The sequence below is a fragment of the Priestia sp. 40 genome, assembly GCF_049368575.1.
GTDB classification, from domain to species: Bacteria; Bacillota; Bacilli; order Bacillales; family Bacillaceae_H; genus Priestia; species Priestia zanthoxyli.
The window spans coordinates 660,038-685,440 of sequence record NZ_JBMPZA010000005.1; the positions used below are offsets into that span (position 1 = coordinate 660,038).

Below are 25,403 nucleotides of genomic sequence, written 5' to 3' on the forward strand. Positions count from 1 at the left end.
GGCTTTTTTTAATGCGCATATTTACTTCTTTTTCTTCCTTCTAATGAAGCAGTCTAAGACTAACCAAATACCTATAGTATAAATAAATTACGATGTACGGAATCCAGTAGGAAAAAAATGTCCAGCCGAGATTCCATCCGTTTCCGTATATCACTCTGTCCGTATACATATACGTTCCTTCTAAAAATGTTGTAAGCAGCGCAATAAGAAAAATAAAAAAATGAGGCTTTCCGATTCGCTGGATTAAAAAAATCATATAGCTGGCTAATACAGGATAGACACCTAAATTAAAAGGCAGCGCTTCTAATGCTTCATTTTCTAAAGAAGTCCGGAGTTTCCAAAAGCCATAATAGCTCCCTAATTCATTGATAACGATTGCTAAAATGCAAAAAGCAGTTCCTACTAAAGGTAGTAAACGACGATTTTTAGGATGTAAATAGAGGGTGCCGAAAACCCAAGGTAAAACAAACGCCAGCGCTATATTAATAAGCAAGAATATCCGACCTTTTTCTTTCTAGTATGTCACACCGTACCTTTTTCTAATCATCTCATTATATTGAACTGAGCAAGTGTAAAAGTACCTTATCTCTGATCGTTAAAGCAGAGTGCTTAATTTATGATTACTGTAGTTCGTCCCTTGCTTTTTCCATTTATTTTAATGAAGCTAATTCAGCGTCTTTTTTCTGGTAATAGTTTTGAACTAAACGCCCTGATAAAGCAGCTAATACCTGCTGAAATAACATCCCTAATACGACGGGTATAGCAACGGGAGCTGGAAAATAAGATACGGCTAATACGGCTCCAGCGCTAATATTTCTCATGCCTCCGCAAAAAGTAAGCGTCACAACTTTTGCTCGGTCCCATCTTAGCCATTTGCCAATCATCCAGCTGAAGAAATAACCAGCTGAACTCATTAAAAAGACGATCAAGATGATAAACAGCAGTTTTTTATCAATATGTTTTAAATAAGGTGCAATCACTCCCCCGTTTACCATAACCATCACACTTAACCCTATTTTCGAAACAGGTGCCAGCTTTGGTCCTAATGTCTGCTTAATTGTTCCTTTTGTATATTGATTTAAGCACATACCTAACAGAGATGGAAGGACAATCATAAAACATAAATCTTTGACTAACTTTAGCGCTTCCAGATGTACGGTGTCTCCAACCACCAATAAAAGCGTATAAGGAACGATAAGCGGCGCTAAAAGAGTATCAATTAAAATAATGGATAGTGCAAGAGGAATGCTTCCTTTGTAAATAGAGACCCATATAAAACTAGTCACTCCTGTTGGAATAATTGCTGCTAGCAAAAGACCCGTGCTTGTAAATACATCATGTGGAAAAATCACTTGACCAACGCTCCAAGCCCATGCTGGCATAAAAATATGTAAAACAAACAGGGCCATAATGATTGGAAATGGACGGTGTATCGTGGCATTTAACTGGTGAAAGTTTGAATTCAAACTTCCGGCAAACGTCATTAATGCAAAAAGCCATGGAATTAAGAAGGTATACTGACTTAATGACGAACCGATAAGAACTCCTATGAGCAAGCTGACCGGCGTAATAAACGGCATCAATTTTTCTAGCATTCTATTTAATTGACTTAACAAAGCTTTCTCCCTCCAACGAACGTTTTAAATAAATAATAAGATAAATTAACGTTTATAATATCACCTATTTATTATACAACTTATTTTCAGACTATTGTCTGTCTCTTTTACCTAAAAGAGATATATTCATAATTATCACTTAAATAGATTTACAGGTATTTTTGTGCTATTTTAATAGGGAAGAAGCTTTTAAAAAGCATGAATTTAGGGTAGAGAACACTCTACATAGAAATGCTTTCAATTGACGGATATAAATGGACTGTAGCACAGTTTTGGTAACTAGGAGGATTGTATGGATTTTTTGAAGTCTCTGTCATCGTTAGATGATTGGAAAAAAATCGTGATTGCGATTGGGATCTTTTTGATCTTTTTAATTCTTCGCAAGCTTTTCACGACTTATTTGTTTAAGTTTATTATTGGTTTTGTCAAAAATAAAAAAATCAATTTGATTACGAGCGTTTTAGAAGCTTTTGAAAAGCCGCTGCGCTGGATTTTTGTAATTATTGGTTTCAAGCTTGCTCTTCCCTATCTTCCCTTTGATGTTTTAACAGCCGACACGGAAAGACATTTAGTTCGTTCAGCTTCTGTTGGCCTTGCAGGATGGGGCTTGTATAATCTAGCTGCTTCTACCAATTTATTTTTTGCAACGTTTGCCAAAAATTTTGATATCCAAGTGGATCGAATCATTATTCCTTTTATTGAAAAGTTCATCCGCATCGTTGTTGTTATGCTTTCTATCTCCATCATCGCAGAAGAATGGGGTTTTAACGTAAACGGCTTTGTAGCGGGTCTTGGCTTAGGTGGTCTTGCTTTTGCCCTAGCCGCAAAAGACACCGTTAGTAATTTATTCGGCGGAATTGTAATTATTACCGAAAAGCCTTTTACCATTGGAGATTGGATTAAAACACCGAGTGTTGAAGGCGTTGTAGAAGATATTACGTTTCGAAGCACCAAAGTTCGAACGTTCGCTCAAGCAGTCGTAACGGTTCCAAATGCTACTCTTTCTAATGAACCTATTATTAACTGGGCAAAGATGGGAAAACGTCAAATTGCCTTTCATTTAAACTTGAATTATAATACACCAAAAGAAAAATTAGAAACCGTTGTGGCAAGAATTAAAAAGATGCTGACTGACCACGAAGAAATTCATAATGAAACGATTCTGGTTAACTTTGACGGTTTCTATGAATCCAGCTTAAATATCTATTTGTATTTCTTTACAAATACAACCGTTTTTGCTGATTACTTAGATGTAAAAGAAAATATAAACTTCGAAATTATGGACATTCTTGAAGAAGAAGGCGTAGAATTTGCGTTCCCTACGCGTACGCTCATTGTTGAGCAGGACGGAAAGCTTTCTGGCAATCCAAAAGAATTTCTAGAAAGTGCTCGAAGCTAAAAAAAGCTGACTTAGTAGTCAGCTTTTTTTCCTTTCTTTTTTAGTTTGAAATGAACATTTGAGTCCAGTAATGGCCATAGCTTCCGCCTTTAGCGTAACCTACTCCAATTTCAGTAAATTGACTCGATAGTATGTTTTTACGGTGGCCTTCGCTATTCATCCATGCGTTAACCACTTCTTTTGGAGTCGCTTGTCCAGCAGCGATATTTTCACCTGCTGTACTGTATGTAATACCAAATTTTTTCATCATGTCGAACGGACTTCCATATGTAGGCGATGTATGACTGAAATAGTTTTTATCAATCATATCCTGCGATTTATAGCGAGCAACGCGAGCTACTTCCCAATTAGATTTTAAAGGTTTAAGCCCTACTTTAGCACGTTCTTGATTCACTAGCTGAACCACTTGCTCTTCGTATGAACTTCCCGCTTTATCTGTTGGTATGGTAATTTTTTGTCCCGGATAGATCGAATTAGGGTTTTTAATAGCGGAGTTCGCTTCAATCAGCTCGGAAACACCAACCTGATATTTTACTGCTATTTTCCACATCGTATCTCCGGGTTGAACGGTATGTACGGTTGCTGCTTGCGCAGTGTTATTAAGACCAAAAGCTAGAGTGACAGACAACAATGTTACTAATAAAAGTTTTGATAGAGTTTTCATATTTTTATTAAAGCAAATTGATTTTAAGATTCATAGCAGTAATATTATCCTTTAGTTCCATCATATTACTTTATTATCTTCCCCGCACACTTTTTCTATAACAAAAAGACGCACTGCTCTTTCGCAATGCGCCTTCTTATTATGAAGATAAAGCCTGTGACTGGTTCATGTCCGACACGTTAACCGCTTCATCCGTACTTTGATGCACCTGACGTTTTTTAATCACATCAATATATTGAATGTGATGGCCTTCCATTTTCGTAACGGTAAAGTCATACTGATCAAAGCTAAGGCTTTCTCCTTGCTTGACGTCATATTTTTCCGTTAAGACCCAGCCTCCAATTGTATCAACATCCGTATCATCAATTGTTGTGCCAAGCAGCTCGTTAAGCTCACTTACTAATAATTTTCCATCTACAATATAATGATCGGGTTTGACTTTCTGAATTAATGGAAGTTCATCCGCATCAAATTCATCACGAATTTCACCGACAATTTCCTCTAAAATATCCTCTACTGTTACAATCCCTGCTGTTCCACCGTATTCATCAATTAAAATAGCCATATGGATACGTTCACGCTGCATCTTAAGCAACAAATCATGAATAGGAATCGATTCAATTACTTCAATAACAGGACGGATATACTGTTTTAAGTCTATTTTTTCCTTGCTGTTGTTCATGACAATCTCGGTTAAAATCTCTTTCATATTGACCATTCCAATAATATGGTCTTTATCTCCATCGATGACGGGATAGCGGGTAAACCGTTCTTCTTGGACCATCTCAAGGATATATTCGACCGTATCTTCTTGATCAATCGAAACGACTTCCGTACGCGGCACCATAATCTCTTTGGCAACGCGATCATCAAAGTCAAAAATTTTACTTACATATTTAAACTCCGATTGATTGATTTCACCGCTTTTATAGCTTTCTGATAACAAGATGCGAAGCTCTTCTTCACTGTGTGCAAGCTCATTTTCTGAAGCAGGCTTTAGACCAAATAACCCTGTTATTAAACGAGAAGAACTGTTTAATAGCCAAATGAAAGGATAGGTTACTTTATAAAAGAGTATAAGCGGACGAACAAATAATAAAGTGACTTTCTCTGCTTTTTGAATTGCAAATGTTTTCGGAGCAAGCTCTCCGACCACAACGTTTATAAATGTAACAATCGCAAAAGAAATCGCAACAGATAATACTTTTGTTAAAGCTCCGCTTATCCCTAGTTGATCAAGTAATGGTGACAGGAGATGCGAAAGTGTAGGCTCTCCTAACCAACCAATTCCCAGCGCAGTAATCGTAATACCAAGCTGACACGCAGATAAGTATTCATCTAAATTTGAAATAACTTGCTTCGCAGCTTTTGCATTGCTGCTCCCTTCTGCTATAAGCTGATCCACTTTGGAACTCCTCACGCGAATAATCGCAAACTCGGTAGCAACGAAAAAAGCAGTTAATGCAATCAGTACCGCTAGTAAAATCAAGTTAAATATGTCCAATCAAGTTCCTTAGCTCGTTTAAAAACGAGTAAGGACTCACCTCCTAAAAAATAAAAAATTTGGATAAAGAACTCTATCCCTGTACTGATCACATGGAAAAGTGCATATAAGGAGGAATCACATGATAAATGTATAAACATTTTTATATGGAGCAAAACTGCCAGTCTTTCTTCCTTATCTCACGTTTCACTCGTTAATGTAGCAGGTCATTCTTTATTCAGCTGTTCTAGATGTGAAGCAATGGCTCACATCGCTTCATTTCATGATGTTGCTTCAGCGCTGATTCTCTCTTCTATTCATTTATAAAAAATTTAGTAGTTTCCAATCTTTATAAAGTTAAAGTCTGTTAACGTCTTAAAAGAGCGATTATGTGATAAAGAGCGATATGCGTGAAGCAAATGTAGGTTTGTATAATACTGTATTGTACGCTTTGACACTGGTGCATATAATGCTACTTCGCCAACGTGGTACACTGCCCCATCCAATCACCTCTATTTCCGTATATCTAAAAAGATTAAGGAATAATTATCCTATTTCTTTTTAAACTTATTGACTTTATTTTAAATGTTAAAAACTTTGCAGTCAAACGTTTTAGTTAGTCTCCTGCCCTTGCTATTTACTGGTGCGGCGATTTTTAGCAGGTAAATAAAAGCTTGCTGCTACACAAAAAAAACCAAGGATAAAACAGATAATGGGGAGTTTCATACCTATCGCTTCAGCATAATAAGTAAGACTCCTTCCGTGAATAGGGACAAGATTCATTTCAAAAATCAAAGTCAAAACAGCTGTCACTTTGAGTGCAATACCAACAATGAAGAGACAAACTCTCAAGCCTACACTCATATGCAAAAACATCCCTTCTATCCATTAGCGAATGGATGATGTACTACACCATATGATACATCCCTACACTTTATCACTAAATGCTAAAAAAGCGCTATGTTCATACATAGACGCTTATAAATTTGCGACCACTTGTCCAATGGAATCGTAGATAACCAAATCAAACAAATAATCGTAATGCGTAGGTTCTTTATTAATCATCACCATATTTGTACGATTGTACCGGCTCACAAGCAGCGGAATCTGATTAATCGGTGCTACTTCAAGCGATGAACCAAGCACGATGAATAAATCAGATGACAGCGCTGCTGTAACTGCTTCATCGAACTGATGAATGGCATCTCCAAAGAGAACAACATTTGGCTTTAAAAGGCGCTCACACGCTGTACATTGTGGGAGGGCTGACTGATTTAAATACGCTAAGTCATACTCTTTTTTACAGCTCGGACAATGAGCTCTCTTAATGGACCCATGAATTTCAAAAACGTTCGTGCTTCCTGCATCTTGGTGCAAGCCATCAATATTTTGCGTAATCACATGCACGGTTTTGGCTTCTTCTAGTTCAGCAATAAAGCGATGGCCCGTATTTGCTTTGTACTGATGCAGCATTTTAATATGAAAAATTTCTTTAAACAGCGGCCAAAACTCATGAGGATACTGTTCATAGAAGTCAGCAGCTACTATGTCCACAAAGCTTTTGTTTTGGCGATATAAGCCGTTTTGAGAGCGAAAGTCAGGTATGCCCAACTCTGTGCTCATTCCAGCTCCTGTAAAAAAACAAATGTGTTTAGCATCATCAATGAGCTGTTTTAATTCTTTATACTGTTTTGACATTGCATTTCTCTCCTATTTAACAATTAGCACAGGAATCGTTACTTGCTGTGCAATCTTAGAACTAACGCTTCCAAGCAGCATACCTTTTACAGGGTTTAACCCTCTGCTTCCTATTACCACAAGGTCAAATGAATTTTGATTAGCAAATTGAATCACTGTTTTAGCCGCGTCTCCGTGCATAAAGGTAATCTCATACTCCACATTTCCTTGCTTTAAAATTTCATCCGTTGTATGTATCCGACTTTCCCGTTCCTCGTCGCGGCTAAGTGATTTTAACCTTGAATCACCCTCTACTGCATAAATAACTTGAATAAAACTGTTTTCCGTCAGCTGAGCCAGCTGAACGGCTTTTTCTGTTGCTTTAGCTGCATGCTCTGAGCCATCTGAGGCAAGTAAAATTCGTTTAAACATCACGCTTCCTCTCCTCTTTTATAAAATGGTCTTCTCTCTTTACTATATCACTCGCTGTTCAAAAGTAATCATTTTTTTGATTATTTCTATAATTTTTAAAATTATTTGTCTACTTTTATGATAAACTGAAAGAAAACGTGTACAGAGGGGATGAACCAATGTTTGGTTTTGAATTAATTTGTACTTTTTGCAAAGGGCTCGGAAAGCTAGCCGTTATCCCTGGTATCGGTTACATGAAAACATGCAAACACTGCGAAGGGACAGGCATGCAATCAAAAAAAGACGAAACTCCTTCTATATAAGAAGTTTCGCCTCAGAAACACTGGGATTAGATTGAGAGTTCTTTAGATAAACGGTACATATCAGCATTGATATGGTGAGGTTCACCTAAAATTTCCATAATATCATAATCTACAATTTCATTTTTACGGATACCGATTGCACGGCCGCCTTTACCTTCTAGTAGAAGTTCGACTGCGCGACCGCCGAAACGGCTTCCTAGCACGCGATCTTGAGCAGTTGGGGAACCACCGCGCTGAATGTGTCCTAATACTGTTACACGCGTTTCAATACCTGCAGCTTCATGAAGCTGCTTCGCTACTTCATTACCATTAGCTACACCTTCAGCTACTACGATAATGCTGTGCTTTTTACCGCGCTCTTGTCCTTTTCTCAAACGATCAACCATTTCTTGGAACTCATCTTTTGCTTCTGGGATAAGGATTGTTTCCGCACCGCCAGCAAGACCTGACCAAAGAGCAATGTCTCCTGCATTACGACCCATAACTTCAATAATAAACGTACGTTCATGAGAAGTCGCCGTATCACGGATTTTATCAATTGCATCGATAACCGTATGAAGAGCCGTATCAAATCCTAATGTAAAATCTGTTCCTGGAATGTCGTTATCAATTGTTCCTGGGATACCGATACAAGGGAAACCAAGCTCTGTTAGTTTTACAGCTCCCATATACGATCCGTCTCCACCAATAACTACTAAGCCTTCAATACCGTGCTTCTTAAGGTTTTCAATACCTTTTAAACGCCCTTCTTCTGTTTTGAATTCTGGACATCTTGCAGAATAAAGCATAGTTCCACCGCGTTGAATGATGTCACCAACATCTCCAACTTCCAGCTTTTTAATATTTCCTTCTATTAACCCTTGATATCCTTGATAGATACCGTAAACTTCCATACCTTCATGAATTGCTTTACGCACAACAGCACGAACCGCAGGATTCATACCTGGAGAATCTCCGCCGCTTGTTAATACACCTATTCTTTTCATTACTTTCACCTCATCAAAGTCACATACATGACTACTATATTATAGTTCTACATTTTACCCGAGTTCGAACTTTTTGTGTAGTAATTCACAACATATTTCTTTGTTAAATTTTAAATGTACATACTTTTTCATATCTTTTAGTTATTTACCGTCAAATATTCAAAGTTTTTCTAGTAAAATTACACGCCTAAAGAACCCTTTTAAACACAGCTTTTATACGACTATATTCACCGTTATATTTCATTTTTTTCATATATGTAATGAAATTGTAACGTAGAACACTGTCGAAAGATGATATGATGAATTTACTCAAATCAGGAAAAATTTTCAGGGGGTACTAGTTTTATGAAAAAAGTAATAGCAGCTCTCACGCTTGCTGGCGTTATTGTTTCTACTAGCCCGATTGTCAGCCAAGCGGCTCTAGGCGACCAAACGCTGCGCCAAGGCATGAATCACCAAGATGTTAAACAATTACAACAAACGTTGAAAAATAAAGGCTATTTTAAAGGGAATACGACTACATACTTTGGGACTGTTACAGCTTCTGCTGTAAAATCGTTTCAGCGTAAGAACGGACTAGCAGCAGATGGTATTGTCGGAAAAGGAACATATGCTAAACTAGGCGTTTCAGCAAAGGGCAAATCGTCTTCTAGCTCAGCGCGCTATAATCCTAACGCAGTGATCAACAAAGGAAAACAGTATATGGGCGTTCGCTATCGCTGGGGTGGAACAACGCCAAGCGGCTTTGACTGCAGCGGTTTTATTGGCTATGCGTTCAAACATGGCGGTGGAGTTCAGCTTCCTCGAACAGTAGCTCAAATTTATCAAAAAGGAACGCGCGTCTCAAGTCCAAAAGCTGGAGACATTGTGTTCTTCCAAACCTATACAAAAGGGCCTTCTCATGCAGGAATTTATTTAGGAAATAACCAGTTTCTTCACTGCTCTTCATCTAAAGGTGTGAGCATCTCTTCTCTAAAAGAGAGCTATTGGAGCAAACGCTATTTAGGTGCTAAAAGAATGTAGTTTCGATAAAAAGGGCAAGCTGTGCGATTTTGATGCGGCTTGCTCTTTTTATGCATGTAAAAGATTTGGTATAGTAGAAGCAGCACATTACATTGCAAAACCAAGCGTGTAGATGAATACTGTAAAGGAAGTTGAATAAATGCACACCCTTTTAATTGACATGGATTCTGTCATTTGTGATCTTATGACGGATTGGCATAACCAATATAACAAAGATTATTGCGACAGCTTATCGGTTGAAAAGTTAAAATGCTGGGAATCAGAAAAGTATGTAAAGCCGGAGTGCGGCACAAAAATTTATGACTACCTCGATCAGCCGGGGCTTTTTTTACATTTAAAACCTCTGCCTCATGCTGTTGAGGTTCTTAAACGACTTTGTGAAAGGTTCACTATTTTAATTGTCACAAGCAGCCGTACCTATGCTTATACCGAAAAAGAGCAGTGGGTTGAAAAACACCTTCCGTTTATCGGAAAGTACAATATCGTGTTTACACACCAAAAAGATAAAATATACGGAGACTTGCTATTTGATGATGCACCGCATAATTTGAAGGCTTTTCAAGCTACAGGTCGCCATGCTGTTGCCATGAGCTACCCGTATAACGAAGAAGTAAATGTCCCTCGCGTGGACGATTGGCTTCAGTTTGAACAGTACGTGAACACTTATTTCAACGAATGTTGAGCTCAAAAAAACATGTAGAATTCGTCATCAGAAAACAAATACAGGCATAAAAAAACCGCCTTGCGGGGCGGTTTTTGACGGATAGCCCACTAAGGGCTATCCGCTTTTTATTTAAGAAATATATGAGTTTTTAATATTTATCAGCTGATGAGAAAAAGTCCATAATAGCATGGATAATCTCAACGGACTGAAAAGAAAACAATGATATGGCTGTTAATGAAAAGAAACCAATCATGGCCATACGTACAAGTAACATAGACTAATCGCCTCCCTGTTTTGAACTAAATGAACGCACCCAAAACAATTCGCTATCTGTCTTTGTTTGTACGACGTTTTCGCCAAGCAAAGGCAGCTCATTCACTGCGTGTAACAATGACAATGAATCTTCATCTTTATCTTAAAGACTAAGCGTATAGTTAGTATATCAAATGAAACTTTTTCTTCAAGGCTATACTAGCGGTAAAAAAGGAAATAGTATGAAACGATGCGTTTTATCTTTGTTTCATACAATTCAGTACCCTAATATTTATTATATTAAACCTTTCAGGAAAATTGCTACTATTATATATTTTTTATAAAAAACATATTGAGACATAGCTACATACAGTAAACCTGCATTCACCATCACAATGAAAAAACCCGAACGGTGAATCGTTCGGATCCTGCTTCAACTAAAATACTTTTGTCCCGGCCTTCCCTATTTTATCGACACGTACTGTAATACTCATTGACAATGTCTAAAATAGTTGGATATTCTTCCACCCATGTAAAATTTGTTTTTTCATTTTCTTTTTTCACTGTTTCTTGTTCTGCAGCTATCTTTTCCATTGTTCAATCTCTCCCTTTAACTGTTATATAACATTTATATTAAATTAACTTTGTTTTATAACAATTTTCAGAAAAAAGTTGGACAATGACTTATAAAAAAAAGTTATTGTAGGGATAAAATTTTTACATAATACGTACGAGTCCTCGGTCCATCAAACTCACAAAAATAAATTCCTTGCCACGTTCCCAGCAGCAGCTGCCCATCGTGAACAATTATATGCTGAGAGGAGCCGACCGTGCTCGCTTTGAGATGCGCCGCTGTATTTCCTTCCATATGAAGATCTAACTCATGTTCCCAAGGATATACTTCATCAAAACGGCGAATCATATCAGTTTTTACATCGGGATCCGCATTTTCATTAATTGTTATACCAGCGGTTGTATGAGGACAGTAAACCACTACAGCCCCTTCTTTTAATCCTTCTGTTCTTAGTACTGCCTGCACCTGACTTGTTACGTCAATCATTTCGTCACGCTTATTCGTTTTTAACGTAAATGAATGTAGCATACCATCACCTCTTTTTTTTACCATAACATATCTTTTCTATTCTTCCACATTTTTCGCATAACTCGTTTTTACATCGTAAACACTAAGCTCATTAACACAACAGGCGGTGAGTTTATTTATGCTCGATTCAAAATTTCAGCCCAATGCAGACTACACCGTTCAAACGTTTCTAGATTTGGTGGGTCAAAATACGGATGTTGGTTCCAAAAAATTATGGCTGTCTCCCACAAAATATATATGCATTATTTATCTCCAAGGATTAGTCGACGGAGAAAAACTTGATAATCTTACTCAGCATGTTGTTGAGACCAAAGCAAAAAGTGAAACGCAAACACTCGATGACATCGATTCGTTTATTTCTGTCATTAAAGACAAAGAAGTTTATACATACAAGCAAGCGATCTCGTGTTTTTTTAAAGGTCAGCCCCTGCTGTTTATTAGCGAAAGCACAACGGCATACTCATTGAATATGTCTATGACCAAACAGCGCTCTTTAAGCGAACCTACAACAGAAAAAGTAGTGCGCGGCCCTAAAATTGCTCTTATCGAAAACTTAGATGAAAACCTTGGTCTTTTAAGGCAGCGTTCTACCGAAGAAGAAATGGTTATTGAAGACATTTATATTGGAAATGCAAAGGAACATCGAACAAGTATCGTTTTTCATAATAAACACTGTCAAACTCACATCGTGAATCAAGTCCGAGAGAAATTATTAGACATTCCGTTAGATAACATTCAAGACTCAGGAATGATTGAAGAATTTTTAGAAGAAGCGCCTTACTCACCGTTTCCTCAAGTACAAAATACAGAAAGACCGGATCGTGTTCTCGCTGCGGTGAATGAAGGGCGAGTAGCCATTTTAGTAGATGGCTCGCCTTTTGCTCTTTTAGTGCCTACAACTTTCGATATGATTATGAAATCACCCGATGATTATTACGAAAGATGGATAGCTGGTTCATTGCTAAGATTACTAAGGTACTTGTCTATTTTTATTACCCTATTCTTTTCAGCTATTTATATTTCACTCGTTTCGTTTAACCAAGGCCTGCTTCCGACCGAACTAGCTATTACTATTGCGGCCACACGAGAAAACGTTCCTTTTTCTCCTTTTATCGAAGCAGTGGTCATGGAAGTGACGCTTGAATTATTGCGCGAAGCCGGGCTGCGTCTCCCTACTCCTGTTGGACAAACAGTTGGACTTGTAGGCGGGGTTGTGATTGGTCAAGCAGCGGTGGAAGCCCATATCGTTAGCTCCGTTATGATTATTGTTGTATCCGTATCGGCAATTGCGTCCTTCACAGTTCCTCAGTACGGAATTGGCCTTTCGTTTCGAATTTTGCGTTTCGTATCTATGATGATTGCAGCAATCTTTGGGTTATACGGAGTTACCATGTTTTTTCTTGTTCTTGTCATTCATCTGACCAAGCTCGAAAGTTTTGGTATGGCTTACTTCAAACCGTTTTTTGCGTTAAATAAAAAAGCGTGGAAAGACTCTTATATTCGTCTGCCAAACAAAAGTCTAAAACAGTCTAAAAATAAAGCCGAATAAAACTGACAAAAGGAGGACCATATGGGACAATCACAGTCACAATCAAGCAAGCTTCTTTCAGACTTTTATGCCATTTCAATTATCTCTTCAACTATGCTGGGCGTCGGTTTGTTAACACTGCCAAGCAGCATTACAAATCAGACAAATAATGCAGATGGATGGATTGTACTGATTATGGACGGTCTTTTGTTCATAGGAATTGTTCTGTTTTTAGTCTGGATGGTTAAGTATTTTACGATTAGCTGTATGTTTGATTTCACACAGGAAGTAACCGGCAAGCTGATTGGAAATATATTTAATTTTGCTATGGTCGTTTATTTCACATCTGTGGCAAGTTTTGAAGTAAGAGCTATGGCAGAAATGATTCATTTTTATTTACTGGAAACGATGCCTATTGAATTAATTATCCTTTCGTTTATTTTAACAGGCGTCTATTTAATCACTGGCGGTATTGATTCTATTGGGAAAGTAATGGCGCTATGTACACCTATAACCATCATTATCCTTCTTACTTTATATGCTCTTAGCATCGGAATGGTGGATTTAAAAAACTTGCAGCCCGTGTTAGCTGATGGATTCAGCCCGCTTCTTTCTGCTTTTACAACCGTCTCTGTTTCCTTTTTAGGCATCGAAACGATTGTATTTCTACCGAAACATATGAAAAACAAAAAGCATTTACGAAAAGTTTCCATCATCGGATTTTCTATTCCTTTACTTTTATATATTATCACTTACGTATTAGTTGTCGGCGCTTTATCCGTTCCAGAAGTAAAAACAACCGTTTGGCCTACAATCGAATTTGTTCAAACACATGAAGTAAAAGGAATTTTCTTTGAGAGACTTGAATTATTTTTGCTTATTGTCTGGCTTCTTCAGTTTTTTTTAACCTTTGTAATGTATTTCTTTTTAGCTGTTTCAGGCTTTAAAAAGATCTTCAAAAATCGATCAACGACGAATATTATCTTTCTTGTACCTGTTTTATTTATGAGCGCTTTAGCACCCAAAACAGCAAGCGATGTGTCAAATTTTTCAACGGTACTAGGCTGGGCATTTTTAGTGACATTTTTGGTTATCCCTCTTTTTTTCAGCCTGTTAATGAAAATAAAAAAGGTTGTGTTCCAATGACGAAAAAATGTCTTCCTGTCATAATGACCATTTTTTTATTGTGCGGCTGTACAAATCATCGAAACATTGAACAACTTGCTCTTGTTATAGGAGTGGCAATGGATATTACACCGAAAATCGAACCAAAAACAGGAAAAAACCAGCTTGTGCTGACTCATCAAACGTTAACCGAGACGGAATCCGGAAATATGTCTTCTTCCATTCCATACAAGAACATTACAACAGCTGGCCCTACCATTCATGAAATCACACGAAATATTTCGCTGAAATCTGACCCTATATATAGCCAGCATCAGCGAGCACTTTTAATAGGAGAAAAAGCGAGCAAGACCATCCCTCTTGATGCGCTTATCAATCAGTTTGTACGTGATAATGAAATACGGCGCAGCAGCCTTGCGTTTGTTACAAAAGGCGATGCTAAAAACGTTTTAACGATTCAAGGAATGTCTGTACCGCCAGTCAACTTAATTTACGAGCTTGTTTATAATAAATTCAAAACGAACAAAATTCTAAATCCCCTAACAATGGGAGAGCTATCGGCTGAGTTAAAAACAGATCAAAGCTTTTTAATACAGCGGCTTTCTAAAATAAAAAATAGCGTTGAAATAGACGGCGCGGCAATCATAAAAGATAAAAAAGCAAAATTCACCTTAACTCAGCACCAAGTGGAGGCTTTAACGTGGTTAACGGGGAATATTAAAGGCGGAATTATTTACGGCAAACACGGTCCATACCCCTTTTCCTATGAAATTGGAGATGTTCAGCAAGATGTGAAGGCCCGCATTGATTCAAATCACTCCGTTCATTTTGACATCAACGTTCAAACGAGCGGCAGGCTATCGGAAGATTGGGAGACTTCAAAACAGGCTCTTGCCGCCTCTAATGTAAAGACCACCGAAAAAAAAATAGAAAAAATCATTCGAAAAGACGCAGAAAAAACACTTCGCTTATTACAAAATAATTACAAAGCCGATGTGATTGACCTGCATAATTACGTACGAATTCATCATCCTCATTTTTGGAAAAAACATCAGCATGAATGGGATGAAATATTTAGCCAGTCGACCATCGACTATCATGTTCATGTTCAAATTAAAGATTTTGGAACACAGGGCAGAGATTAGCTCTTATTACTCAACGCCAGCTTCAGTCAGCTCTTTTTTCTTTAGTTCCATAATCGTGAACTTATCGGTGTAGTTTTTGCTGACGAACAGCTGGCGTTCATTGTCGTTATTAAAATAAAATTTTTTATCATCTTGATATTGAAAATTCACTTTCTTCTTTTTCATTTGTTTAATAAACGTTAAGTAGTCATCTGAATGAATGAGATACCTTTTAGGCTTATCGGATATTTGAACAACATCTTCACCTGAAGACTTTAATTTTACAATACTCCATGCAATGGGAAGAGGATTACCCTCTTGAAAAATTGTTTTGTGAAAAATAAGCACAAAGAAAGCAGCTGTAATAATTGAAATAAGAATAAGCTGTTTTTTCACCGTCCATCACCCTTTCTTCACGTCGTTACTACGTTAAATAATACGACAGGCGTATGAAAAAACCTGTTCATCCGCAAAGGTTGTGTAAAGAAATAATGCAAAATCAACAAAATATAACAGTTTGGTTACCTTTTGATTAAATAACATTACTTCTTTACAAATTTAGCTAATCACGTGATAGACTAAATTCAACATATTAAGTCAGGACTAAACTAAATGAGGTGTTGCGTATGACCACAATGCGACTTCAATCATACTTAACAACAATGTTTCCAAATGTTCAAATGAAAAGACCTCTTTTTTACAACGCGCCCGCAGGTATTCGCTTTACGCTTACCAATCAAAAAGGCGTATGGGAACGAGAATACATGAAAAATGTGTACGCACGCGCTTACGAAATTTTTGAGACACTCCATGAAAAAAATGATGAGCTGTTACTTGTTTTCAAAGCGAATGCTGCACAAGATGATTTACTTTTAAAAAAGAAAAAAGAAACAGCTATTAAAAAATTCATTCGCTCTCGCCTGAAGAAACAAGAAGTTCAATCAGTAGCATTATTAAATAACGCTGAGTATATTATTGCCTGTAAAACAAATGATGTGAAAGAAAAGCTTCTTTTGCAATCAATTGCTAACCGCGATCTTCATATCCATCCCGCTATTGAAGAAGAGTGTTACATTGTGAATTTGAACAAAGAAACAATTTTCCATCTTTATGACGAGCGTGGACTGGACATTGTATCGAACAATCAGTCTTCTCTTCAGCTGCTTCAGCAAAAGTTCCACGACTGGATTCTAGATATTGATGCAGCTTGTTCAAAAAAAGTACAGTAAAAAAGCAATCATTCAGCAAAGGAATGATTGCTTTTTTACTAAGCTTGATGAGCAGGCGACGCTTTTTTTAAAAACAGCCAGTTGATAAGAAAGAGTAGAAAACTTACGATAACCATTGTTCCGAATGTAAGTAACAACGATCCGTTCGAAAAGCTTTTTATAAAATGAATAACCGGTTCTTTTGTCACGGGAATGGTAAACAGTAAAATTAAAACAGCACCGGTGATCATCCCTCCTGTTTGCCCGAATTTGTAAACGATGCTGCCGAGCAAACACGCTGCCGCTGTAATAAAAAAGATAAATACAGCGTCCGTTAAAAAGTGAACAGCAACAGTAGGGTCATGAAAGATAAAATCACTCGCATAATAAAGCTGAACATTCATTAAATTCAAACTATTAATCACCTTTATTGAAATGCTCATGATGACAACATTGATAAAGGACATTACAATTGCAAATAAAGCAAAAACACAGGTCATCGTTAAAAGATATGCTTTACGAGTAGCTCCTAACTTTAAGCAAAAGGAGAAACTTTTTCGAATGATAATAAAACTTACAATACCTGAAAAGATGTACTGCGGCATACTTGTTACTAATAGAAGATGCTCATTCACCTGACTGAACACTAAAATATCTACTACAACAAAAGCTAAGAGAATCGTCCAAAAGCGAATCATTAAATACTTTAGTTCAACGTAGAGCGAATAACTAATGGCGGCAAACTGTCCTTTCATTACGCTACACCTCCACGATTTGCTGTAAGATAAATCATAATATCCTGTATGTGAACAGCTTCTACATGAAATGAACTGTCGACAAGCTCCTCAGCATAAATATCTTCATTAAAGAGCACTATTTTTTTCTCTCCTCCGAATACTTGTTCATGGATTACTTGCTTTCCTTTTTCATATTCTTCAATTTGACTTTTAGGTCCTTTTACACTGACACAGCGCTGCTGCAAATTTTCTGCCGTATCCTGAAGAATCAGCTTTCCTTTTTGCATGATCAGGACTTCTTCAAATAAATTACTTACCTCATCAATTAAATGCGTTGAAATAATGAACGTGCGTGGATATTCTTCATATTCATCTAATAGAAGCTCATAAAAACGCGCTCGCATCGCAGCATCAAGTCCGATATAAGGTTCATCAAAAATTGTGATGCTCGTTCGAGAAGATAGCCCAACAATAATTCCTAATGCTGATTCCATCCCTTTAGATAATGCCTTAACTTTCGTATTGGAATCCAAATCGAACTCTTCCATCAGCCTCTCAGCAGCTTCTTGGCTCCAATAAGGATAAAAAAGTGAAGCAATTTTTAGTACGTCTTTGACTTTTAATGTTTTTTTGAAATTTCCGCTTTCGTTAATTAAGCAAATGTTTTGCAAAACAGAGCGATTTTCAAACGGAGACTGATTTCCCACCTTTACCTCTCCTGTCGTAGCTGGAGTATGTCCGGCTACAATTTGCATAAGAGTCGTTTTGCCCGCTCCATTTCTACCTAGCAACCCGTATATTTTATTTTGTGATAGCGTAAGTGAAATGTCTTTTAACACTTGTTTGGACCCATAGCATTTATTTAACAGCTGCGCTTCTATATTCATTTTATTTCCCCCTTGTCTAACAGCTCTTTTAACTCGTTTACCGTAATTCCCAAATGCTGTGCTTCTTTTTTCAGGGGAACGATAAAACGGTTATAAAATTCTTCTTTTCTTTGTGTAAGCAATACTTCTTTGGCGCCCGCACATACAAACATCCCGATCCCTCTCTTTTTATACAATATTCCGTGGTCAACTAGCTGATTAATTCCTTTAGCTGCTGTTGCAGGGTTAATGCGATACATTTTGGCAAATTCATTCGTAGACGGTACTCTTTCTTCTTCTGGGAAAGCATCATTTAAAATATTTTCTTCGATGGTTTCTTTAATTTGTTGAAAAATTGGTCGCTGATGATCTAATGATTGTTTCATTTTGACTACCTCACTTAAGTGGTTCATTACTCATGTAACTAACTATATAACTAACTGGGTATTTTTTCAAGCTTTATTTCCAAAAAAAGAAAAAAGTCCGTCAGTTAGTTACTGACGGACTTTTTCATTTGACTATTTAACCACTTCATTGTTCTTTTTACTAGCTCATCCTGCTGCTGTTTAGGAGAAATACTGGCTTTGTTATCGCCTTTTTGTTTCCCATACATTCCAAACTGAGCGTGGTTAGCTCCTTTTATTTGAACCAGTTCTGTGTTTTGTGAAAGTAAATGCTTGGTTTCTTTAATCTTTTCAGGCGTCGACAAACCATCTTTCTCACCTGTTAAAGACAAAATAGGATAAGTGGAGGTTGAAAAATCATTTTTATTCATCGGATACGATGCTAAAAGAACTAAGCCTTTTATTGAGTTTTGATGATCATACGCATAAGAGGCTGCACTCACTCCTCCAAGGGAATGCCCTCCGATAAACCATGCGGAAATCTTCGGGTAGCTCTTCACAATATCCGTCGCTTTGTTTTGACTAAAAAAACTCATATTAAACGGAGAATCTACAACAGCAACAAAATATCCTTCATTTGCAATTTGCTGAGCATAATAGCCATATGCTAACGGCTCTACTTTAGCACCTTGATAAATAATATAGCCGGCTTTTATCTCTTTGTTCGCTTGAGGCTTGAATATGTAATAATCGTCTTTCTTCACTACTTTTTTCTCATCTACTAGTGAGTGAAGCTGCTTTGAAGGTTCATAATCAAAACCTGACCATATGACAAAAAAAGCCACGGTTACTGCAACAAGAACGGCAAGACCGACTCCTACTATTTTTAACGTTTTTTTCATGTCACTCCCTCTTTCTGTTTTTTTACTATGTACTCTTTTTATATCTTTTAGACATTTTACATGTTTGTTTTAAAGATATACAAGAAAAAAGAGAGGTTCGATATGCCCAAAGCAGGAGGCAGCAGGAGGCAGCAGAAGTGACATAAACCATTCCATATACTCGAAACAAAGAGAGAAAATTAAAAAGGCTGCTGCATGTAATAACGGGACAGCCTCATTAGCAGACAACTTTCATTAATGAATATCTCGTTTCTTAAACCTTCCTCCTCTGACTTCAGCAATAGCCGCTACAGCAAAAAAAGCAGATGGATCTATCTCATCGATAATCGCTTTTAGCTTTGCTTCTTCAAGCCTGGTAATCACACAAAAAATGACTTTTTTATCATCTCCCGTATACGCTCCTTCCCCATTTAAATACGTAACACCTCTCCCTAAACGAGCAAGAATTGCTTCGCCAATTTGTTCATATTGTTCGCTGATAATCCAAGCTGACTTAGACTCATCTAACCCTTGAATCACAATATCAATCGTTTTAAAAGCAATGAAGTAAGCCATTAAAGAATACATAGCGCGATCCCAGCCAAATACAAAACCGGCACTTCCCAAAATAAATAAATTAAAAAACATAATCGTCTCACCTACGGAGAAAGGCGTACGCTTATTAAATAAAATAGCTAATATCTCGGTGCCGTCTAGCGAACCTCCGTACCGAATAACAATTCCTACTCCCACACCGAGAACAATTCCGCCAAACACAGTGGCTAAAAGAGGGTCATCTGTTAAGACCGGCAAGTCGTGAAAAATAGAGGTAGCAATGGATAGAATAATAACACCCAAAAGCGTAGATAGCGCAAATGTTTTTCCAATTTGCTTGTATCCAATAAAGAAGAATGGAAGATTTAATACGAAGATATAAAAGCCGATTTGAACATCCGTTAAATGGGATAAAATAATAGATATACCTACAATTCCACCGTCAATAACCTCATTAGGGACAAGAAAAAATTCTAGCCCGACGGCCATTAAAAGGGCTCCCACTAAAATAAACAGCATGCGCTTTACAATCATTTTAGCTGATAGCGAACGATGAACAACCTTTTTTATTTCATGATTCGTTTGCAGCACATAACTTCCCCTCCTTTTGTGATAGAGACATCAACTACTAACCAAACGCTGTATTTTAATATTATCACAAAATTCAAACTATTTACCCGCTCTTTTACAAAAATTTCATCTAATGAAATAAATTATGCATATATTGGATAAAATTGTAGATGATAACAAGTGAATAAATGCCCGAATACGTTCAAAAGTGAATGCATACCCAACACTTTTCATACGGGACTAACAGGACAAACTTAGATCAAAAGGAGAGTAAAACGTTATGAACCGTGTAAAGATTATTGCTGCTTCTTTACTCGCAGTTTTATTGCTAGCTTTTTCAGATAATTTCACTTCTGCAGCTGTGCAGGAGGCAATGATACGAGTTGTGCATGCGTCACCTGATGCACCTGAAGTAGATATATATGTGGACAATCAAAGCATCGTAGTCGGCGCATCATTTAAAGATGTGACAGATTATCTTAAAGTACCTGCGGGGTCTCATAAAGTAGAGGTATATGCCATAGGTACAAAAGGAAAAGAAAAACCTGTCATTTCCACTAATATAACCGTCGAAGCAAACAAAGCCTATACCCTTGCTGCTATTAACCAAGTTGCACACTTAGAATTAAAAGTAGCTCAAGACGATATGAACGTAGCTAAAGGAAAGAGTAAAATCCGAATTGCTCACTTTTCTCCAGATGCTCCCGCTGTTAATGTAGGTATTAATCACGGCCCTACTTTGTTTAAAGACACTGCTTTTAAACAAATGACAAATTATTCTGAAGTAGATGCCGGAACCTATGATTTAACCATCGCAACTAGTCAAGACAATAAAAAAGTACTGGACATTCCAAACCTTAATTTAGAAGCCAACACGGTCTACACAGTGCTCGCTATTAACAAAGCCGACAGTCTTGAAACGCTTTTATTAAAAGATAATACGGCTATGCCTTCTGAAATGCCAAAAACAGGTATGGGCGGTGCTTCACAGGATAATTATAATTCAATTGTGCCGGTTCTTACTTTATTAGGAATTGGAGCGGTCGCTATATTTGTTGTTCGTCGTCACAGAGGATACGAAAGCGAATGAAGTGGATAGGAGGGGTTTTCACCTTTTCTTTTATACTATTCATGAGCAGCTGGTTTGCCCAATCAGCAATTGCAAACGGCTCGACGGATTTTGTTGTGAAGATGGCTGAAACAAAATCGGCTCAATCCTTGAAATCTTCAGGAACTGCTTCTACGCCTCTTCCATCTCAGCTTATTATTCCGAAGCTTCATATTAAGGCTTTTATAAAAGGAATGGGTCTTACTAACCAAGGTGAAATGAGCGTTCCTGATAATGGTCATGATGTAGCTTGGTTTAAGCTTGGAGCAAGACCCGGAGAGGAAGGAAATGCGGTCATTGCAGGACATGTTGATGATCAAAAAGGACCCGCTATCTTCTATGATCTCGACAAGCTCACAAAAGGAGATGAAATTTTTGTAACCGATCAGCAAGGGGATCAGCTGACCTTCGTTGTTACCAATAAAGCTTCTTATCCTCGAGATTCTGCTCCTATCAGAGAGATTTTCGGTCCAACTTTTCAACACCAGCTTAATTTAATCACCTGTACGGGAACGTTTGATCATAAACAGAAAACTCATGAGCGGAGGCTCGTTATTTATACAAGCCTCCGCCCGGAAAAAACAGCCGATGTTTCTCACTAAACATCGGCGTTTATTACTTTTAATTACATACTGGTTCGTTTTATTTAAATATTTACACAGTCTTAATATGAACACAACATCTCACTAGTAAACTAATGCACGACCCCTCAATAAAAAGGAGTTTTGATATGAGACGAAAATGGTGGTTTGTAAGCTCACTCACTCTTTGTTTATGCGGCATTTTTATGTTTATACATACGCAGGCAGCTTCTACTCAAGCAGAAAAAGTAGCCATTATTGCTCACCGAGGCGCATCCGGATATGAGCCAGAGCATACAATGCAATCTTATCTCACGGCCGTACAGCAAAAAGCGGATTACATTGAACTTGATCTTCACATGTCGAAAGATCAACAGCTTGTAGCAATTCATGACTACAGAGTTGACCGCACGACAAATGGAACAGGATATGTAAAGCAGTACACGGTGAGGCAGCTTCAGCAGTTGAACGCAGGAAAAGGTGATAAAAAAGCCGTCATTCCAACTTTAGAAGAAATATTTCGTACGTTTGGCAACCGAACAAACTATTATATTGAAACCAAATCTCCTCATGAATATCCAGGTATGGAAAAGGAGTTGTTGACGTTGATGGCTAAGTACAATATTCACACCGATCACGTCATTGTACAATCATTTAGTCCTGAAAGCTTAAAAACCATCCATCGATACCGACCTACTATGAAACTAATTCAACTGATTCGTTCTAAGCAAACCAATATGTTAACAGATCAGCAGTTCAGACAAATCAAAAAGTACGCAAACGGCATCGGTCCTAATGCAAACACGCTGACAAAGTCATATGTACAAAAAGCTCGCTCATATGATTTAGACGTTCATCCTTATACAGTAAATGATGAAAAACAAATGAGAATGCTTATCGAGTGGGGCGTAACCGGCATGTTTACTAATTACCCGGATCGTCTTTATAACGTGCTTCATAATAAATAAACACTTGCCGCGGCAAGTGTTTATTCTTTATACATCTCTTCTATTAGCTCTCCACAAGTACAGGCTAATTAATGCTATGGCATAAAGCAAAGCCCAGCCAAACACCAAAAATTTGTTTAATCCTTCGTTAATAAATTGAATGATTGCAGATACGGGTGGCAATACATACAGCAGCAGTCCCCCTCCTTGATACGGAAATGAAACGCCTGCCGCTGCAAGCGTAACGATTAAAATAAATAGAGGTCCAAACCACGATAAGCTGCCTTCTCTTACAACATCTCTTGTGAAAACAAGGCCTATGCTCATACCAAGCAAACTAAACGTCCAGTGAATAATAAACCCAAACACCATTTGCTTAGTGGATATATCCACTTCAAACATATCAAGCAGCACGGGATAAGCAATGGAAACCGCTGATAAAAACGTAAACAGCAGCATACAGCTAATAAGCTTGCTTATAAAGTACTTGTTCTTTTTCCCTACATGAAGTTTTGTAATAACTTCTTGACTGGAATCTTCCGCGTGAAACAGCGACATTGTAAACCAAGTGGTTAGAAAAAAGAGGAAAAGCGCCGTATTAAAAAAGCTATCAAGCACCGGGTTCGGTCTATATGTATAGTTCATACACAGCGAAATAATATAAAGTGCAAGCGGCGGAATATATCGATACGATTTAATATATGTAATAAAATGATAGCGAATCAATGCACCCATCTTAAATTTCTTCCCTTTCCATATGATATAGCTTTACAACTTCACCTTGAACAGCAAGTAATTCTGCAAGAAACTCGTTTACATATTTTTTATCTATATAAAAAATCCAGTAGTTTCCGTGCTGTTCAATTTTCGTGCACTTTTCTTTTAATAAACGAAGTGGCTTATTAAGAATGACATTTGCTTCAATAACCGTTAAATGCTCAATGAGTTGAACGCGCTCATTTTTTAAAATGCGCTGTGAGCCAATGGTGATAACACGATCCGCTACAGCATGTATGAGCCTTTCTTCATGACACGTAAATACAATGGTCATTCCTCGTTCTTTTAGCTTTGTAAAAATCCGTTCTACTTCTAGCTGAGCACGAGCATCTAATCCTGATAGAGGTTCATCAAGCAATAGCAGCTTAGAAGAACTCAGCAGTGCTTGCATCATGTTGACTTTTTGCTTCATTCCTTTTGAAAAAGAAATGATTTCTTCATGTCTAAACTCCACCATTTCGAAAGTTTCGAGCAGCTCTTCAATTCTAGCGCTGCGCTTTTTCTTAGACAATCCTTGAATTCGTCCCATGTGCTGCAAATAACCTGCTAGCGTAAAACGCAGCTCTTGAGGAAATTGTTCCACCACAAATCCAGGCGTACCGGTTTCTTTATGAAGGTGAATTGTCCCTTTAGTGGGTTTGGATAATCCACCAATTAGCTTTAAAAACGTACTTTTTCCCGCACCGTTTTTTCCAACAATCGCGACAGTCTCTCCTTTATAAAGGGTCGTATGAATGTTTTCTAATACGGTATGTTTTTTGTATACTTTTGCAACATTTTTTAATTCAATCAGTTTTTCCATCCGCTGCCTCGCCTCTCCATAATCCTATATGTTAAATCATAGCATATTTATGGGGAATGTGCTTCCATCTCTATACGTTTCAGCTAAATTTTTCCCGCACAAAAAAGCCTTTGATATGATCAAAGGCTTTTCATAGACAATACCATATGCTCTTCATCGATAAATTCACCATCTACTTGAAGAGCTCTTTTTTCGTACGCATAAGAAGTAAAACCGAGGCTTTTGTATAGGGCTTTTGCTCCTTCATTTTTGGCAGCGACGGCCAGGTAGATTTGCAGAACATTCGTTTTGGAAAAAGCTTGTTCAACAGCCGTTTTTAACAGCTTCTTTCCAAGACCTTTCCCCCTTGCTTCAGGGGCTACGTACATCCCCCAAATATCTCCTTTATGCTGAACTTTTAAAGGCTTTTGCTGCTGAAACCCCACGATCCCCACAAGCTGTTTTTCCATAAAAGCTCCTACTACAAATCCTGATTGGCTGGTTGGAAAATAATTTCGGATATCAGCAATTTCTTTTTCATATTCTTCTTCATAACTTAAAATAAAACTTTCGGGATGATCTTTTAAAGCACGAAGACGGAGTTCAAAGTACACGTCAGCGTCTTCTTTTACCAACAATCGTATATTCATTTTTTCACCTTAGTTTCTTAT

General features: G+C 37.6%; 31 protein-coding genes. 11 read left to right on the plus strand and 20 right to left on the minus strand.

Annotation, left to right across the window (positions count from 1 at the left end):
- Window positions 1-40: 40 nt before the first annotated feature.
- A complete protein-coding gene (locus ACO1DI_RS04510; protein WP_182421317.1) occupies window positions 41-493 on the minus strand; it encodes a CBO0543 family protein in 453 nt (150 codons plus the stop codon).
- Window positions 494-650: 157 nt separating this feature from the next.
- Window positions 651-1,616 carry a bile acid:sodium symporter family protein gene (locus ACO1DI_RS04515; protein ID WP_423145127.1) on the minus strand — a complete coding sequence of 322 codons (966 nt, stop codon included), beginning with the start codon at window positions 1,614-1,616 and terminating at the stop codon, window positions 651-653.
- A gap of 292 nt (window positions 1,617-1,908) precedes the next feature.
- Between ACO1DI_RS04515 and ACO1DI_RS04520 the strand changes: the two genes are divergently transcribed.
- Window positions 1,909-3,015, plus strand: a complete 1,107-nt coding sequence (locus tag ACO1DI_RS04520; protein WP_014458592.1) for a mechanosensitive ion channel family protein — start codon at window positions 1,909-1,911, stop codon at window positions 3,013-3,015.
- A 40-nt stretch (window positions 3,016-3,055) separates the two neighbouring features.
- Here ACO1DI_RS04520 and safA read toward each other — a convergent pair whose 3' ends face one another.
- From safA to ACO1DI_RS04545, 5 genes are all read right to left on the minus strand, one after another.
- Window positions 3,056-3,679 carry a SafA/ExsA family spore coat assembly protein gene (gene safA / locus ACO1DI_RS04525; RefSeq protein WP_080564747.1) on the minus strand — a complete coding sequence of 208 codons (624 nt, stop codon included), beginning with the start codon at window positions 3,677-3,679 and terminating at the stop codon, window positions 3,056-3,058.
- A gap of 139 nt (window positions 3,680-3,818) precedes the next feature.
- A complete protein-coding gene (locus tag ACO1DI_RS04530; RefSeq protein ID WP_014458591.1) occupies window positions 3,819-5,183 on the minus strand; it encodes a hemolysin family protein in 1,365 nt (454 codons plus the stop codon).
- 612 nt (window positions 5,184-5,795) lie between these two features.
- Entirely contained in the window at window positions 5,796-6,026 is a 231-nt protein-coding gene (locus ACO1DI_RS04535; RefSeq protein WP_140451039.1) for a hypothetical protein, read from the minus strand.
- 114 nt (window positions 6,027-6,140) lie between these two features.
- Window positions 6,141-6,860 carry an NAD-dependent protein deacylase gene (locus ACO1DI_RS04540; RefSeq protein WP_423145128.1) on the minus strand — a complete coding sequence of 240 codons (720 nt, stop codon included), beginning with the start codon at window positions 6,858-6,860 and terminating at the stop codon, window positions 6,141-6,143.
- 12 nt (window positions 6,861-6,872) lie between these two features.
- Complete coding sequence (locus tag ACO1DI_RS04545; RefSeq protein WP_013058676.1) at window positions 6,873-7,271, minus strand: universal stress protein; 399 nt, start codon at window positions 7,269-7,271, stop codon at window positions 6,873-6,875.
- Window positions 7,272-7,429: 158 nt separating this feature from the next.
- On the opposite strand from ACO1DI_RS04545, the gene ACO1DI_RS04550 reads away from it, so the two are divergent.
- Window positions 7,430-7,573 carry a hypothetical protein gene (locus ACO1DI_RS04550; RefSeq protein WP_013058677.1) on the plus strand — a complete coding sequence of 48 codons (144 nt, stop codon included), beginning with the start codon at window positions 7,430-7,432 and terminating at the stop codon, window positions 7,571-7,573.
- Between the two features lie 26 nt (window positions 7,574-7,599).
- On the opposite strand, the gene pfkA is transcribed toward ACO1DI_RS04550, so the two are convergent.
- Window positions 7,600-8,559 carry a 6-phosphofructokinase gene (pfkA, locus tag ACO1DI_RS04555; protein ID WP_013058678.1) on the minus strand — a complete coding sequence of 320 codons (960 nt, stop codon included), beginning with the start codon at window positions 8,557-8,559 and terminating at the stop codon, window positions 7,600-7,602.
- Between the two features lie 345 nt (window positions 8,560-8,904).
- Between pfkA and ACO1DI_RS04560 the strand changes: the two genes are divergently transcribed.
- Window positions 8,905-9,582, plus strand: a complete 678-nt coding sequence (locus ACO1DI_RS04560; protein ID WP_209367671.1) for a C40 family peptidase — start codon at window positions 8,905-8,907, stop codon at window positions 9,580-9,582.
- A 139-nt stretch (window positions 9,583-9,721) separates the two neighbouring features.
- On the plus strand, window positions 9,722-10,264 hold the full coding sequence (locus ACO1DI_RS04565; protein ID WP_014458587.1) for a 5' nucleotidase, NT5C type: 543 nt from the start codon (window positions 9,722-9,724) through the stop codon (window positions 10,262-10,264).
- 130 nt (window positions 10,265-10,394) lie between these two features.
- Here ACO1DI_RS04565 and ACO1DI_RS04570 read toward each other — a convergent pair whose 3' ends face one another.
- The 3 genes from ACO1DI_RS04570 to ACO1DI_RS04580 all read right to left on the minus strand — a co-directional run bounded on the left by ACO1DI_RS04570 (window position 10,395) and on the right by ACO1DI_RS04580 (window position 11,600).
- Window positions 10,395-10,520, minus strand: coding sequence for a hypothetical protein (locus ACO1DI_RS04570; protein WP_013058681.1), 126 nt, complete (start codon window positions 10,518-10,520; stop codon window positions 10,395-10,397).
- Window positions 10,521-10,966: 446 nt separating this feature from the next.
- Window positions 10,967-11,092 carry a hypothetical protein gene (locus tag ACO1DI_RS04575; protein ID WP_014458586.1) on the minus strand — a complete coding sequence of 42 codons (126 nt, stop codon included), beginning with the start codon at window positions 11,090-11,092 and terminating at the stop codon, window positions 10,967-10,969.
- Window positions 11,093-11,195: 103 nt separating this feature from the next.
- A complete protein-coding gene (locus ACO1DI_RS04580; RefSeq protein WP_140451037.1) occupies window positions 11,196-11,600 on the minus strand; it encodes a secondary thiamine-phosphate synthase enzyme YjbQ in 405 nt (134 codons plus the stop codon).
- 118 nt (window positions 11,601-11,718) lie between these two features.
- On the opposite strand from ACO1DI_RS04580, the gene ACO1DI_RS04585 reads away from it, so the two are divergent.
- The 3 genes from ACO1DI_RS04585 to ACO1DI_RS04595 are packed head-to-tail and all read left to right on the plus strand — an operon-like array spanning window position 11,719 to window position 15,398.
- Window positions 11,719-13,149, plus strand: coding sequence for a spore germination protein (locus tag ACO1DI_RS04585; RefSeq protein ID WP_014458584.1), 1,431 nt, complete (start codon window positions 11,719-11,721; stop codon window positions 13,147-13,149).
- Window positions 13,150-13,170: 21 nt separating this feature from the next.
- Complete coding sequence (locus ACO1DI_RS04590; protein WP_014458583.1) at window positions 13,171-14,274, plus strand: GerAB/ArcD/ProY family transporter; 1,104 nt, start codon at window positions 13,171-13,173, stop codon at window positions 14,272-14,274.
- A complete protein-coding gene (locus ACO1DI_RS04595; RefSeq protein ID WP_115654783.1) occupies window positions 14,271-15,398 on the plus strand; it encodes a Ger(x)C family spore germination protein in 1,128 nt (375 codons plus the stop codon). Before ACO1DI_RS04590 ends, ACO1DI_RS04595 begins: the two co-directional genes overlap by 4 nt.
- A gap of 6 nt (window positions 15,399-15,404) precedes the next feature.
- On the opposite strand, the gene ACO1DI_RS04600 is transcribed toward ACO1DI_RS04595, so the two are convergent.
- A complete protein-coding gene (locus tag ACO1DI_RS04600) occupies window positions 15,405-15,773 on the minus strand; it encodes a hypothetical protein (RefSeq protein WP_115654784.1) in 369 nt (122 codons plus the stop codon).
- A gap of 230 nt (window positions 15,774-16,003) precedes the next feature.
- Between ACO1DI_RS04600 and ACO1DI_RS04605 the strand changes: the two genes are divergently transcribed.
- Complete coding sequence (locus tag ACO1DI_RS04605; RefSeq protein ID WP_013058688.1) at window positions 16,004-16,606, plus strand: DUF3885 domain-containing protein; 603 nt, start codon at window positions 16,004-16,006, stop codon at window positions 16,604-16,606.
- Window positions 16,607-16,644: 38 nt separating this feature from the next.
- Here the strand turns inward: ACO1DI_RS04605 and ACO1DI_RS04610 are convergent, their stop codons facing one another.
- The 5 genes from ACO1DI_RS04610 to ACO1DI_RS04630 form a co-directional block, all read right to left on the minus strand.
- Entirely contained in the window at window positions 16,645-17,340 is a 696-nt protein-coding gene (locus tag ACO1DI_RS04610) for a hypothetical protein (RefSeq protein WP_014458580.1), read from the minus strand.
- Complete coding sequence (locus tag ACO1DI_RS04615; RefSeq protein WP_208732934.1) at window positions 17,340-18,209, minus strand: ABC transporter ATP-binding protein; 870 nt, start codon at window positions 18,207-18,209, stop codon at window positions 17,340-17,342. The genes ACO1DI_RS04610 and ACO1DI_RS04615 overlap by 1 nt, the downstream gene beginning before the upstream one ends.
- Window positions 18,206-18,574 carry a GntR family transcriptional regulator gene (locus ACO1DI_RS04620; protein ID WP_013058691.1) on the minus strand — a complete coding sequence of 123 codons (369 nt, stop codon included), beginning with the start codon at window positions 18,572-18,574 and terminating at the stop codon, window positions 18,206-18,208. The genes ACO1DI_RS04615 and ACO1DI_RS04620 overlap by 4 nt, the downstream gene beginning before the upstream one ends.
- Before the next feature lie 104 nt (window positions 18,575-18,678).
- Window positions 18,679-19,434, minus strand: a complete 756-nt coding sequence (locus tag ACO1DI_RS04625) for an alpha/beta family hydrolase (RefSeq protein ID WP_423145129.1) — start codon at window positions 19,432-19,434, stop codon at window positions 18,679-18,681.
- 234 nt (window positions 19,435-19,668) lie between these two features.
- Window positions 19,669-20,559: a YitT family protein gene (locus ACO1DI_RS04630; protein WP_014458576.1), complete on the minus strand. Its 891-nt coding sequence runs from the start codon at window positions 20,557-20,559 to the stop codon at window positions 19,669-19,671.
- 259 nt (window positions 20,560-20,818) lie between these two features.
- On the opposite strand from ACO1DI_RS04630, the gene ACO1DI_RS04635 reads away from it, so the two are divergent.
- The 3 genes from ACO1DI_RS04635 (at window position 20,819) to ACO1DI_RS04645 (ending at window position 23,195) form a co-directional block, all read left to right on the plus strand.
- Window positions 20,819-21,628, plus strand: a complete 810-nt coding sequence (locus ACO1DI_RS04635) for a DUF4397 domain-containing protein (protein WP_014458575.1) — start codon at window positions 20,819-20,821, stop codon at window positions 21,626-21,628.
- 41 nt (window positions 21,629-21,669) lie between these two features.
- On the plus strand, window positions 21,670-22,248 hold the full coding sequence (locus tag ACO1DI_RS04640; protein ID WP_423145130.1) for a class F sortase: 579 nt from the start codon (window positions 21,670-21,672) through the stop codon (window positions 22,246-22,248).
- Between the two features lie 128 nt (window positions 22,249-22,376).
- Window positions 22,377-23,195 (plus strand): glycerophosphodiester phosphodiesterase family protein, encoded by an 819-nt coding sequence (locus ACO1DI_RS04645; RefSeq protein WP_014458573.1) that lies wholly within the window; start codon window positions 22,377-22,379, stop codon window positions 23,193-23,195.
- A gap of 27 nt (window positions 23,196-23,222) precedes the next feature.
- On the opposite strand, the gene ACO1DI_RS04650 is transcribed toward ACO1DI_RS04645, so the two are convergent.
- The 3 genes from ACO1DI_RS04650 to ACO1DI_RS04660 all read right to left on the minus strand — a co-directional run bounded on the left by ACO1DI_RS04650 (window position 23,223) and on the right by ACO1DI_RS04660 (window position 25,382).
- On the minus strand, window positions 23,223-23,909 hold the full coding sequence (locus ACO1DI_RS04650) for a hypothetical protein (protein ID WP_014458572.1): 687 nt from the start codon (window positions 23,907-23,909) through the stop codon (window positions 23,223-23,225).
- 1 nt (window position 23,910) lies between these two features.
- Window positions 23,911-24,753 carry an ATP-binding cassette domain-containing protein gene (locus ACO1DI_RS04655; protein ID WP_115654787.1) on the minus strand — a complete coding sequence of 281 codons (843 nt, stop codon included), beginning with the start codon at window positions 24,751-24,753 and terminating at the stop codon, window positions 23,911-23,913.
- Window positions 24,754-24,872: 119 nt separating this feature from the next.
- Window positions 24,873-25,382 carry a GNAT family N-acetyltransferase gene (locus ACO1DI_RS04660; RefSeq protein ID WP_014458570.1) on the minus strand — a complete coding sequence of 170 codons (510 nt, stop codon included), beginning with the start codon at window positions 25,380-25,382 and terminating at the stop codon, window positions 24,873-24,875.
- Window positions 25,383-25,403: the final 21 nt, after the last annotated feature.

Bases quoted from the DNA above. Each gene is read 5' to 3' on its own strand.
- ACO1DI_RS04560 (WP_209367671.1), top strand. From the start codon at position 8,905: ATGAAAAAAGTAATAGCAGCTCTCACGCTTGCTGGCGTTATTGTTTCT.
- ACO1DI_RS04545 (WP_013058676.1), bottom strand. From the start codon at position 7,271: ATGTTTAAACGAATTTTACTTGCCTCAGATGGCTCAGAGCATGCAGCT.
- ACO1DI_RS04595 (WP_115654783.1), top strand. From the start codon at position 14,271: ATGACGAAAAAATGTCTTCCTGTCATAATGACCATTTTTTTATTGTGC.
- ACO1DI_RS04615 (WP_208732934.1), bottom strand. From the start codon at position 18,209: ATGAATATAGAAGCGCAGCTGTTAAATAAATGCTATGGGTCCAAACAA.
- ACO1DI_RS04565 (WP_014458587.1), top strand. From the start codon at position 9,722: ATGCACACCCTTTTAATTGACATGGATTCTGTCATTTGTGATCTTATG.
- ACO1DI_RS04590 (WP_014458583.1), top strand. From the start codon at position 13,171: ATGGGACAATCACAGTCACAATCAAGCAAGCTTCTTTCAGACTTTTAT.
- ACO1DI_RS04535 (WP_140451039.1), bottom strand. From the start codon at position 6,026: ATGAGTGTAGGCTTGAGAGTTTGTCTCTTCATTGTTGGTATTGCACTC.
- ACO1DI_RS04585 (WP_014458584.1), top strand. From the start codon at position 11,719: ATGCTCGATTCAAAATTTCAGCCCAATGCAGACTACACCGTTCAAACG.
- ACO1DI_RS04610 (WP_014458580.1), bottom strand. From the start codon at position 17,340: ATGAAAGGACAGTTTGCCGCCATTAGTTATTCGCTCTACGTTGAACTA.
- ACO1DI_RS04660 (WP_014458570.1), bottom strand. From the start codon at position 25,382: ATGAATATACGATTGTTGGTAAAAGAAGACGCTGACGTGTACTTTGAA.
- ACO1DI_RS04605 (WP_013058688.1), top strand. From the start codon at position 16,004: ATGACCACAATGCGACTTCAATCATACTTAACAACAATGTTTCCAAAT.
- safA (WP_080564747.1), bottom strand. From the start codon at position 3,679: ATGAAAACTCTATCAAAACTTTTATTAGTAACATTGTTGTCTGTCACT.
- ACO1DI_RS04575 (WP_014458586.1), bottom strand. From the start codon at position 11,092: ATGGAAAAGATAGCTGCAGAACAAGAAACAGTGAAAAAAGAAAATGAA.
- ACO1DI_RS04645 (WP_014458573.1), top strand. From the start codon at position 22,377: ATGAGACGAAAATGGTGGTTTGTAAGCTCACTCACTCTTTGTTTATGC.
- pfkA (WP_013058678.1), bottom strand. From the start codon at position 8,559: ATGAAAAGAATAGGTGTATTAACAAGCGGCGGAGATTCTCCAGGTATG.
- ACO1DI_RS04655 (WP_115654787.1), bottom strand. From the start codon at position 24,753: ATGGAAAAACTGATTGAATTAAAAAATGTTGCAAAAGTATACAAAAAA.
- ACO1DI_RS04570 (WP_013058681.1), bottom strand. From the start codon at position 10,520: ATGTTACTTGTACGTATGGCCATGATTGGTTTCTTTTCATTAACAGCC.
- ACO1DI_RS04550 (WP_013058677.1), top strand. From the start codon at position 7,430: ATGTTTGGTTTTGAATTAATTTGTACTTTTTGCAAAGGGCTCGGAAAG.
- ACO1DI_RS04520 (WP_014458592.1), top strand. From the start codon at position 1,909: ATGGATTTTTTGAAGTCTCTGTCATCGTTAGATGATTGGAAAAAAATC.
- ACO1DI_RS04625 (WP_423145129.1), bottom strand. From the start codon at position 19,434: ATGAAAAAAACGTTAAAAATAGTAGGAGTCGGTCTTGCCGTTCTTGTT.
- ACO1DI_RS04640 (WP_423145130.1), top strand. From the start codon at position 21,670: ATGAGCAGCTGGTTTGCCCAATCAGCAATTGCAAACGGCTCGACGGAT.
- ACO1DI_RS04620 (WP_013058691.1), bottom strand. From the start codon at position 18,574: ATGAAACAATCATTAGATCATCAGCGACCAATTTTTCAACAAATTAAA.
- ACO1DI_RS04650 (WP_014458572.1), bottom strand. From the start codon at position 23,909: ATGGGTGCATTGATTCGCTATCATTTTATTACATATATTAAATCGTAT.
- ACO1DI_RS04540 (WP_423145128.1), bottom strand. From the start codon at position 6,860: ATGTCAAAACAGTATAAAGAATTAAAACAGCTCATTGATGATGCTAAA.
- ACO1DI_RS04635 (WP_014458575.1), top strand. From the start codon at position 20,819: ATGAACCGTGTAAAGATTATTGCTGCTTCTTTACTCGCAGTTTTATTG.
- ACO1DI_RS04580 (WP_140451037.1), bottom strand. From the start codon at position 11,600: ATGCTACATTCATTTACGTTAAAAACGAATAAGCGTGACGAAATGATT.